10 protein-coding genes are annotated in these 10,553 nt (G+C 59.1%); 4 read left to right on the top strand and 6 right to left on the bottom strand.

Annotation, left to right across the window (positions count from 1 at the left end):
- Positions 1-34: 34 nt before the first annotated feature.
- Positions 35-1,465, top strand: a complete 1,431-nt coding sequence (gene sbcB, locus RHP74_RS24255) for an exodeoxyribonuclease I (protein WP_311096469.1) — start codon at positions 35-37, stop codon at positions 1,463-1,465.
- 99 nt (positions 1,466-1,564) lie between these two features.
- Here the strand turns inward: sbcB and mvaT are convergent, their stop codons facing one another.
- Positions 1,565-1,942, bottom strand: coding sequence for a histone-like nucleoid-structuring protein MvaT (mvaT, locus tag RHP74_RS24250; protein ID WP_007933316.1), 378 nt, complete (start codon positions 1,940-1,942; stop codon positions 1,565-1,567).
- A 340-nt stretch (positions 1,943-2,282) separates the two neighbouring features.
- On the opposite strand from mvaT, the gene purU reads away from it, so the two are divergent.
- Positions 2,283-3,131 (top strand): formyltetrahydrofolate deformylase, encoded by an 849-nt coding sequence (purU, locus tag RHP74_RS24245; protein WP_010457535.1) that lies wholly within the window; start codon positions 2,283-2,285, stop codon positions 3,129-3,131.
- Positions 3,132-3,217: 86 nt separating this feature from the next.
- On the top strand, positions 3,218-3,394 hold the full coding sequence (locus tag RHP74_RS24240; RefSeq protein ID WP_010457533.1) for a hypothetical protein: 177 nt from the start codon (positions 3,218-3,220) through the stop codon (positions 3,392-3,394).
- Here the strand turns inward: RHP74_RS24240 and RHP74_RS24235 are convergent.
- From RHP74_RS24235 to RHP74_RS24220, 4 genes are all read right to left on the bottom strand, one after another.
- A complete protein-coding gene (locus tag RHP74_RS24235) occupies positions 3,381-4,376 on the bottom strand; it encodes a lysylphosphatidylglycerol synthase transmembrane domain-containing protein (protein ID WP_311096468.1) in 996 nt (331 codons plus the stop codon). The two genes, RHP74_RS24240 and RHP74_RS24235, sit on opposite strands and share 14 nt — an antisense overlap.
- On the bottom strand, positions 4,373-5,149 hold the full coding sequence (locus RHP74_RS24230) for a polysaccharide deacetylase family protein (RefSeq protein ID WP_311096467.1): 777 nt from the start codon (positions 5,147-5,149) through the stop codon (positions 4,373-4,375). The genes RHP74_RS24235 and RHP74_RS24230 overlap by 4 nt, the downstream gene beginning before the upstream one ends.
- Positions 5,142-6,263 carry a glycosyltransferase family 1 protein gene (locus tag RHP74_RS24225; protein WP_311096466.1) on the bottom strand — a complete coding sequence of 374 codons (1,122 nt, stop codon included), beginning with the start codon at positions 6,261-6,263 and terminating at the stop codon, positions 5,142-5,144. Before RHP74_RS24225 ends, RHP74_RS24230 begins: the two co-directional genes overlap by 8 nt.
- 194 nt (positions 6,264-6,457) lie before the next feature.
- On the bottom strand, positions 6,458-8,203 hold the full coding sequence (locus RHP74_RS24220) for a methyl-accepting chemotaxis protein (protein WP_409201919.1): 1,746 nt from the start codon (positions 8,201-8,203) through the stop codon (positions 6,458-6,460).
- A gap of 331 nt (positions 8,204-8,534) precedes the next feature.
- Here RHP74_RS24220 and RHP74_RS24215 point away from each other — a divergent pair, with 331 nt between their 5' ends.
- Positions 8,535-10,022, top strand: a complete 1,488-nt coding sequence (locus tag RHP74_RS24215) for a helicase HerA-like domain-containing protein (protein ID WP_010457524.1) — start codon at positions 8,535-8,537, stop codon at positions 10,020-10,022.
- Positions 10,023-10,090: 68 nt separating this feature from the next.
- On the opposite strand, the gene RHP74_RS24210 is transcribed toward RHP74_RS24215, so the two are convergent.
- Entirely contained in the window at positions 10,091-10,546 is a 456-nt protein-coding gene (locus RHP74_RS24210; RefSeq protein ID WP_008147416.1) for a DUF721 domain-containing protein, read from the bottom strand.
- Positions 10,547-10,553 lie beyond the last annotated feature (7 nt).

Below are 10,553 nucleotides of genomic sequence, written 5' to 3'. Positions count from 1 at the left end.
TAGACTTTGCCGATCTTCAGTTCAGGAACAGCCCGTGACCTCGATCTTCTGGTACGACTACGAAACCACCGGCATCAATCCCCGATGCGACCGCCCGCTCCAGGTGGCGGGGATTCGCACCGACTTCGATCTCAATGAAATAGACGAGCCGGTCAACCTCTTCTGTCAGCCCAGCGACGACATCCTGCCGCATCCAGCAGCCTGCGCGATCACCGGTATTACGCCCAGTCAGCTGGCCGAACACGGTTTGAGCGAAGCCGACTTCATGACCCGGGTGCACGCTCAACTGGCGGCACCGGGGACCTGCGGCGCGGGTTACAACACGTTGCGCTTCGATGACGAGATGACCCGTTACAGCCTGTACCGAAACTTTTTCGACCCGTATGCGCGCGAGTGGCAGGGCGGCAACAGCCGCTGGGACCTGATTGATGTGGTACGTGCGGCCTACGCCTTGCGCCCCGATGGCCTTGTCTGGCCAACCGATGATGAAGGGCGGGTGACGCTTAAACTCGAACGGCTGACCGCCGCCAATGGCATTGACCACGGCAATGCCCACGAGGCGCAGTCGGACGTTCGCGCCACCATCGCCCTGGCTCGGCTTATTCGCGAGAAGCAGCCGAAGTTGTATGACTGGTTGTTCCAGTTGCGCGGCAAACAAAAGGTGATGGATCAGATTCGGCTGTTACAGCCGATGGTGCACATTTCCGGACGATTCTCGGCGGCTCGCAGTTATGTCGGTGTGGTGTTGCCACTGGCCTGGCATCCGCGCAACAAGAACGCCCTGATTGTCTGTGACCTGCATCTGGATCCCCAGGGGTTGCTTGATCTGGACGCAGAAACCTTGCGTCAGCGCCTGTATACCCGCCGTGATGATCTGGCCGACGGCGAATTGCCGGTGCCGCTCAAGCTTATTCATATCAACAAGTGCCCGGTGGTGGCGCCGCTGTCGGTACTTCGTCCTGACGATCAGCAACGCCTGGGGCTGGACATGGCGCTTTATCAGGATCGCGTACTGCGGCTAAGTGACGCACAACAAGTTTGGCGAGATAAAGTGTTGGCTATTTATGCCAGCGAAGATTTCACTCCGAGCCGGGACCCCGAACAACAGTTATACGATGGTTTTATCGGTGATCGGGATCGTCGTCTATGTGAGCAAGTCAGGGCCGCCGACCCAGCCCAATTATCACAACAGCAATGGCCTTTCGATGACGAACGTTTACCTGAATTATTGTTTCGTTATCGCGCACGCAACTTCCCCGATACGTTGAATTCCGAGGAGCAAGCGCGCTGGCAAACATTCTGTCAGCAACGTTTGTCGACCCCGGAGTGGGGGGCGCCCAATACGCTTGAAAGTTTCGTAGAAGCCGCAGCCCAATTGAGCGTTACTGCTACAACGTTTCAGCGAGAGGTACTGAGTGAATGGCAGAATTATGTCCAGGAATTACGCAAACGTTTGAATCTTTGAAAACGAAAAATGCCCGGGCTGTATTTCGGGCATAAAAAAACGCCAGCATCAGCTGGCGTTATTTTTTGTCACGGATAAGTCTTTGACAACCTATTGGGCTTAGCCCAGCAGGGTAGCCCAGCCTTCAACCACGTCACCGCCCCACTTGGCTTTCCACTCTTTCAGAGTCTTGTGGTTGCCACCTTTGGTTTCGATGACTTCGCCGTTGTGCGGGTTTTTGTATTGTTTAACTTTGCGAGCACGCTTGGTGCCAGTAGTTTTTACTGCGCCGCCACGTGGTGCTTTGGTCTTGGACTCTGGGTCCAGCAACGCGATGATGTCACGCAGGGACTTGGAGTATTCGCCCATCAGGGTGCGCAGTTTGCCTTCGAATTCCAGCTCGGTTTGCAGTTTGTCGTCTTGGGACAGGTTCTTCAAACGGGCTTGCAGCTCTTTGATAGCTTCTTCGGTGGCGCGATATTCGTTGATCAAGGACATGAGGACTACCTTATGTTGGGCGCTGGATGGCAGGGTGACAGTGCCGCAATAATAGTCAGGGTGTTTCATCAAGTAAACATTTAACCGGCTTTTTATTTAAATTAGTTGCGATGAATAGGCCGTCAATTCAACGCAGAGTTAAAAGTGTGATGCAGTCATCACAGATATTCACAATTGAGCGCTTGAAGATTGACTACAAGAACACCATCGCGCGGGTGGCGAGGGGCTGCCGGAATCTGTTCCACTGACCCGCGTGCAGGTCAATGTGTCATCGATACTGCAGTTTTGCTGCGCAATCGCTAGAATGGCGGCCTTTGCGAAGTTCTGGAGTTTCCCCCTCATGCGCACTTTTCGGCTGGTGATTGCTTGCCCGGACCGCGTCGGCATCGTTGCTAAAGTCAGTAACTTTCTGGCGTCACATAACGGCTGGATCACTGAAGCGAGCCATCACTCGGACAATCAGAATGGCTGGTTCTTCATGCGTCACGAAATACGTGCCGACTCGCTGCCTTTCGGTATTGAGGCCTTTCGCGAAGCGTTTGCACCCATTGCCGAAGAGTTCTCGATGAACTGGCGCATTACCGACACCGCGCAGAAAAAGCGCGTTGTGTTGATGGCCAGCCGTGAGTCCCACTGTCTGGCCGACTTGCTGCACCGCTGGCACAGTGATGAACTGGATTGCGAAATTTCCTGTGTGATTTCCAACCACGACGACTTGCGCAGCATGGTCGAGTGGCACGGCATTCCTTATTACCACGTGCCGGTCAATCCACAGGACAAAGAGCCGGCCTTCGCCGAAGTCTCGCGCCTGGTCAAACAGCACGATGCCGAAGTGGTGGTACTTGCCCGTTACATGCAAATCCTGCCGCCCGCGTTGTGCAGGGAATATGCGCACAAGGTCATCAACATTCACCACAGCTTCCTGCCGTCGTTCGTCGGCGCCAAGCCGTATCACCAGGCCTCGATGCGTGGCGTGAAGTTGATCGGTGCGACGTGTCACTACGTGACCGAAGAGCTGGATGCCGGTCCGATCATCGAGCAGGACGTGGTGCGCGTCAGCCACAGCGACAGCATTGAAGACATGGTGCGTTTCGGCCGTGACGTCGAGAAAATGGTGCTGGCCCGCGGTCTGCGTTATCACCTGGAAGACCGGGTGCTGGTGCATGGCAACAAGACCGTAGTGTTCTGATCGCCGCACATCACGGTTGAAATTCGAAGGGCCTGGGCGTTCAATCGCTTCAGGCCCTTCGCCGTTTCTGCACTGAGGACATGACCATGGCCGATCCACTCGACAAAGCCACTTCCAAGGCCCCCGCCACGTTGGGGGAGGGCTGTTTGAGTCGCTACGACCCGGATGAGATGAGCCCTGAAGACGGCACGGAGTTTCCCGGTGCCGCCGAGTTGTGGGAGCAGTTGCAGCAGCAACCCGAAGACAAGCCTAAGCCTGCTTGAACTTCATCAGTTTCTTCAGCAGCGGCCGCCCCAGCATCAGCAGAAACACCGGGCCGCCCACTACCAGGTAGAAGTAATACGTCACCGTCCGCCAGATCAGAATCGCCGCCGCGGCGGTGGATTTCCCCACCATGGGCGCCAACAGCGCCGCTGAAGTCAACTCCGCCGCACCCGCACCGCCCGGCAGCAGGCTGAATTGCCCTGCACTCAGTGAAAGCATCTGGATCAGAAAGCACCAGGCCCACTGCAAATCGGCCCCGAGCCCGCGCAACGCCAGATACAGCACGCTATACCGCAGGAGCCAATGCACGCAGGTCAGGGCAAACACCTTGATCAACGTCATAACGGGCAACTTCAGCGTGTCAGTGAACGCTGCCAGGAAATGAAGGAGCTTGCGTGCCCAGCGCAGGCGCGTGCTGCCTTTGACGTTGAGGCGAACGAGCAGTCGCCCGCTCAGGCGAATCAGCAGTCGATGGTAGCGCGCCACCACCACGCAACTGAGCAACCCGCCAAACATGGAGACGGCGCTGACTATCAGCAGCCATTCCAGGCGTTCGCTGAGGTGCTGAAATAACGCATAGATCAGAATCCCGCTCAGCGCGCAGAGGAAAAACAGCAGATCGCTGAGTTGGTCCATGGCGAACACCGCGCTGCCCCGTGCCGGGCGCACGCCATTGCGCGCCAGTAGCGCCATGATGGTCAGCGGGCCGCCGCTGCCGCCTGGGGTGGCGCAGTAGGCGAACTCGGCGGCCATCACTACGCCAAGACTCTTGACCCGGCCGACCTTGTCGCACTGATCGCCCAGCAACAGGCGCAAGCGCAGGGTGTTCACCACCCAGCACAGCAAGATCATGCCGAACATGATCAGCAATTCATTCAAGGGGAAATTTTGCAGCCGCGACCACGTCTCGTTGCCGCCCAGCAGCAATGGAATCAGCACCGCGGCGAGCAGGGCGATAAACAGCAGAATGCCCCGGCTCATGCGGCGCGACCGAGACGATCACTGTGAAAAGAGAGCCACTGGGCCTTGGTCATTGGCACTCGCCCCTCATCGAGCAAGCGCTTGAGGGTTTGCAGCCAATAGTTGCGCGAAAATCCATGACGCATGTCCACCGGGTGCAGTCCAAGGCGAATCACCGGCGCGTGCCGCCAGCGCTGTTCACGCTGGTCGCTGATGATTTTCGACAGCCCCCGGCGCCAGGCACTGCGCGCACTCCAGACCAGTCCCGGCGCATCGATGGCCTTGAAGTCCGGCAGCCGATAGAGATGCTGTGAATCGCTGGTGTAGCTCAGCGGTAACTGGCGTAACGCCTGCCGAGTGCCTTCGCTCATCAACCACGCCGGAGCGACGAAGCCTTCCAGTGGCCAATGATAACGATGGAACACTTCGATTCCGGCACGCAGGCGGGCGAGGGCGGCGGCTTGCGACAAGCTGTAAAACTCGCCTTCGTGGGTATAGATCCGGCGCATGAACCAGTCTCTGGGATTGCTGGGAGGAGGGCTTTCGTCGCAATGAAAGTAGCCGTGCAATGCCAGTTCGTCACCTCGGGCAACTCGGCTGGTCAGCCATCGGCGAAATCCCGGATGCTCGTCCAGGTCGTTGTGCTTGTGGAAGTTCGGCACCACCAGCCAGGTCATCGGCACTTCGCCCAGGGCATCGACAGCCTCGACAAAAGGCTGGTAATCGGCCCAGGTCTGCGGCGCAACGTCATGCAGCACGAGTACCAGGCTGGGCAGGCTCATGGGCTCAACCATTGGCGGTCAGCGGCCATTGGCTGCCGAGCACTGCGTGATAGTGCCCCAGCAGGCTGTCGACCACGGTGTCCCAGGCGTAATGCTGTTCGACATGGCTGCGGGCGCGCTTGCCCAGGGCGGCGCTGTCGTGGCTGAACAGCTCGCGAACAGCATTGGCCATCGCCAGGGGATTGTTCGGCGCGCAGAGCAAGCCGCATTGATCGGTGACGATTTCCTGAAAGGCCCCGGCGGCTACCGCCACCACCGGAATACCGCTGGCCATGGCTTCGAGGATCACCAGGCCGAAGGTTTCCTGATCGCCGGCATGCAGCAACGCGTCAGCGCTGGCCATCAAGCGCGCGACTTGCGTGGCCGGGCAGAACTCATCGACGACAGTCACGTTGTCCGGCACCACAGCGGGCATGGAAGAACCGACTAGCAACAAATGATAACGAGGCCCCAGACGTTTCATGCAACCGAGCAATACCGGCAGGTTTTTTTCCTTGGAGCCACGGCCGGCAAAAATCAGCAGATGGGTGTTTTCATCAATGCCTAACTCGGCCCGCAAGCCGCTGTCCCTTGCTTGGGGATTGAACGTTTGCAGGTCGACCCCCAACGGCTGGACAAACACATTCTTCACGCCAAGACCGATCAACTTGTCGGCCATGACCTGACTCGGTGCCAGCACCCGGTCGAAGTTGCCATACAGCTTGCGGACATAGGCCTCGACATTCGGGGTCACCCAATTGCCCATTCGATTGCTGACCAGCAGTGGCAGGTCCGAGTGATAAAAGCCGATCACCGGCACATCCAGTTGCCGGCGCGCATCCAGAGCTGCCCATGCGGTGAGGTAAGGGTCGCCGACTTCGATCAGGTCAGGCTGCAAATCATGCAGGACATTTCGCCATGGCGCCAAGCGGAGAGGAAAACGATAACCCTTGCCGAAAGGTAGGGCCGGGGCTGGAACTGAGTAGATGCCGTCATGCTCACTCAGGTGTGCCCCTGGAATCAGCAAACTGTGGCGAATGCCTGGCTTGATGCTCAGGCGACGGTGCTTGGCATCCAGATACGTGCGCACGCCACCGCTGGCCGGGGCGTAGAACATGGTGATGTCCGCGATATGCACAGTGAGCATCCCTCCGGTCCGTTGTTCTCCCTTGGTTGACCTTTATGAAGGATAGATGTTCGGTCGGGGTTTTGTGGCGCGCAGATCAGCGAGGTTTTTGCGGTGTATTTCAGACCGCCTTCGCGGGCAAGCCTCGCTCCTACACGGATTAGCGTTAATTTGTAGGAGCGAGGCTTGCCCGCGAAGAGGACCTCAATGCCGCATCAAATACGGAAACTGCCCACCAACTGCTTAAGACGCGCCGCCTGCTGCTCCAGGTCCGAACACGCCCGCAACGTCGATTGCAGGTTCTCCACGCCTTCCTGATTCAGCGTGTTGATCTCGGTAATGTCGACGTTGATCGACTCCACCACCGCCGTCTGTTCCTCGGTCGCGGTCGCCACCGACTGGTTCATCCCGTCAATCTCACCAATACGCAACGTCACGCTGTTCAAGCGCTCGCCCGCCAGGTTGGCGATTTCCACGCTGTCCTGGCTGTGGCGCTGGCTGTCGCTCATGGTGCTGACGGATTCGCGGGCGCCGACTTGCAGCTCTTCGATCATGGTCTGCACCTGTTGCGCCGATTCCTGCGTGCGGTGCGCCAGGTTGCGCACTTCGTCAGCCACCACGGCAAAACCACGCCCGGCTTCACCGGCGCGGGCCGCTTCGATGGCTGCGTTGAGCGCCAGCAGGTTGGTTTGCTGGGAGATGCTGGTGATCACTTCGAGAATCTGCCCGATGTTCACGGTTTTGCTGTTCAGCGATTCGATGTTGGTGCTCGAAGCGCTGAGCATGCTCGACAGCTGATTCATCGCTTTGATGCTGCGATCCACCACTTGCTGGCCATCTTCGGCGAGGCTGCGGGCATCGCTGGCCTGGCTGGACGCCTGGGCAGCGTTGCGGGCGATTTCCTGAGCGGCGGCGCCGAGCTGGTTGATCGCGGCGGCCACGCTGCTGGTGCGCGAGGCTTGCTGGTCGGAGTTGAACATCGACGAATTCGACGCGGCGACCACACGCAGCGCGACTTCGTTGACCTGGCCGGTGGCCGAGGACACTTCACGGATCGAACCGTGAATACGTTCGACAAAACGGTTGAACGCTGTGCCTAGAACGCCGAATTCGTCGTTATTGACGATGGTCAGACGTTTGGTCAGGTCGCCTTCACCGTCGGCGATGTCTTCCATGGCGCGGGTCATGACGTGCAGCGGTTGGATCAGGATGCGGATCAACATGCCCAGCAACGCGATGATGATCGCCACGGCAATGATCGTCGCGACGACCGCTGAGGCGCGGAACTCGCTGAGCATCGAGAAAGCTTTGTCTTTGTCGACCGACAGGCCGATGTACCAGTTGACCGATGGCAGGCCTTTGATCGGAGTGAAGGTGACGATGCGGGTCTTGCCGTCCACTTCCACTTCAGTGAAGTCGCTGCTGATGCGCGGGGTACTTTTCGGGTACGCCTCGCTCAGGGACTTCATCACCAGGGCTTTGTCCGGGTGCACCAGGATCTTGCCGTCGGCGCTGACCAGGAAGGCGTAACCCATGCCGTCGAAATCACGGGCGCTGAGGGTGTCGATCAGGGTTTGCAGGCTCAAGTCGCCGCCCACCACACCCACGCTTTGCCCGGCCTTTTTCGAGGCGGTGGCGATGGAGATGATGGTCTGGCCGGTGGCCGCATCGATGTAAGGTTCGGTCAGGGTGGCCGTGCTGCTGCTTTCGGCGCCTTTGTACCAAGGACGTACCCGCGGATCGAAACCGGCAGGCATTTTGGCGTCGGGACGAATCGTGAAGCTGCCGGTGGAGTCGCCCAGGTAGGACGCCATGAAAGTCGACGTCAGGGCTTTCTGATCAAGCAGACTGGCGACGTTGGCCTGTTCAGGATTGACGGCTATGTTTTGAGCGAGGTTGTCGATCAGCAGGATACGGCCAGTCAGCCAGGTCTGGATGTTGCTGGCGGTGACGTCTCCCATCTCGTTGAGGTAATTGTCCAGGTCTTCGCGAATGGCGTTGCGCTGCAGGTAGTCGTTGTACAGTGTGAACGAGGCGAAGGCGGCAATGACGATGAGGGCGGCGCAAGCAAGATTTTATGGCTGAAACGCAGGTTTTTGTTCATGGCTTGGGGTTCCGCTAAGGTCTTAATGTCCTGAGCGTGCTTTTATAAAGGCACGCAAAATGGGCAATGTTGAAAAAAAGCTGATATTTCCATCCTCTCCTTAGGGAATTACCGACGCTATTTTCGGATTGGTCTCACAACTATTTGTATCGGCCGTGCAGGATCAAAGATTAACCATGGGTGACAAAATGCCTGACTCATCGCAACTCGTTATCGGCGCTGACCTTGCCGGCCAGCCTATCTCCCAGGCCATGCGCCTGGCGAACCGTCACGGCCTGGTCGCGGGCGCTACCGGGACCGGTAAAACCGTCACGTTGCAGCGACTGGCCGAAGCCTTCAGCGACGCGGGCGTGGCGGTGTTCGCGGCAGACATCAAGGGCGACCTGTGTGGCCTGGGTGCCGCCGGCAACCCTCAAGGCAAAATCGCCGAGCGGATCGCCGGGATGCCGTGGCTCAACCACAAGCCTGCGGCTTACCCGGTCACCCTGTGGGACATTCACGGTGAGTCCGGTCATCCATTGCGCACCACCTTGAGCGAAATGGGGCCGTTGCTGATCGGCAGCCTGCTGGAGTTGACCGACAGCCAGCAGTCGGCGCTGTATGCCGCGTTCAAGGTCGCGGACCGCGAAGGGTTGTTGCTGCTGGACCTCAAGGATCTGAAGGCGCTGCTCAATCACCTGCGTGACAACCCTGAGTTGCTGGGGGACGACGCGGCGTTGATGACCACCGGTTCCAGTCAGGCGCTGTTGCGGCGTCTGGCGACCCTGGAGCAACAAGGTGCCGAAGCGCTGTTCGGTGAACCGGCGCTGCAACTCGAAGACATTCTGCAACCGACGGCTGACGGCCGTGGGCGCATTCATTTGCTGGATGCCAGTCGTCTGGTCCACGAAGCGCCGAAGGTGTATGCGACATTCCTGCTGTGGTTGCTGGCCGAGTTGTTCGAGCAACTGCCGGAGCGTGGCGATTCGGACAAACCGCTGCTGGCACTGTTTTTCGACGAAGCGCATTTATTGTTCGCCGACACGCCCAAGGCTTTGCAGGATCGCCTGGAGCAGGTGGTGCGGCTGATTCGTTCCAAAGGCGTGGGCGTTTATTTCGTCACGCAATCACCGGGCGACTTGCCGGATGACGTGCTGGCTCAGCTCGGCCTGCGCATCCAGCATGGTTTGCGCGCCTTCACCGCCAAGGAGCAGAAATCCCTGCGAGCGGTGGCGGAGGGCTTCCGGCCGAACCCGGCGTTTGATGCCCTGTCGGTGTTGACCGAACTGGGGATCGGCGAGGCGCTGGTCGGCACCTTGCAGGACAAGGGCACGCCGGAGATGGTCCAGCGTGTCTTGGTCGCCCCGCCGCAATCGCGGATCGGGCCGTTGACCGAAACCGAGCGCACGATGCTGATCGCCGGGTCGCCGTTCAAGGGGCGGTATGACAAGCCGGTTGATCGGGAATCGGCGTATGAAATATTGATGGGCCGTAAAGGGTTGGCGCCGGAGCCTGAGGCCGTTCCGGGTAAACCGGCCGCCGAAGAGCCGAGTTTCACCGACAAGGCCGGGGAATTCCTCGGCACGGCGGCGGGGCAGGCGCTGAAATCGGCGATGCGCCAGGCGGCCAATCAATTGGGCCGGCAGCTGGTACGCGGACTGATGGGCTCGCTGCTCGGTGGCAGTAAACGCCGCTGACAACCACTGGCCGGACACAACCCTGTAGGAGCGAGCGGTGCGGCGATCCTACAGGTGAAACATCAATTTCAGGTTTTGGGTTTGGCGTGCGCCGCAAGGCGTTCCAGCGCCGCTCGCAGATTCGGATCGCTGATGCCATCGGCCGTGGCCTGAATGGTTGCGCCGGCATCCGTCGACAAACTGATGGTATGCCCCGCCGCCCCTTGCTGAACGGTGGGGGGCTGCACTTTGAACAGAATCCGCGTCAGGCTGGCGAACTCGTCGAACATCTGTAACTGGCGTTGCAGGCGTTTTTGCTGGTAACGCAGGCGGGTGGCCCAATGACCGTCAGTGACGATCAGCAGTAAACTGCCTTCGCGCCACGAGGCCACATGGCAATGCTCGCGCGCAGCAGGCTGCAACTGGCTTTCGAGCAGACGTTGCAGATGACCCAGGCGTTGAGCATGGCCAAAAATGGCTTTCAGCGGCTTGGCTTCGCGAAGCAGAACGGCGGGTGCTCTGGCCGTGAGAGGGCGAAATGCCATGATCAGA

The organism is Pseudomonas sp. SG20052 (assembly GCF_031766055.1).
GTDB lineage: Bacteria > Pseudomonadota > Gammaproteobacteria > Pseudomonadales > Pseudomonadaceae > Aquipseudomonas > Aquipseudomonas mandelii.
The sequence above is the reverse complement of the archived record's forward strand: the minus strand, read 5'-3'. Positions and strand labels throughout refer to the sequence as shown.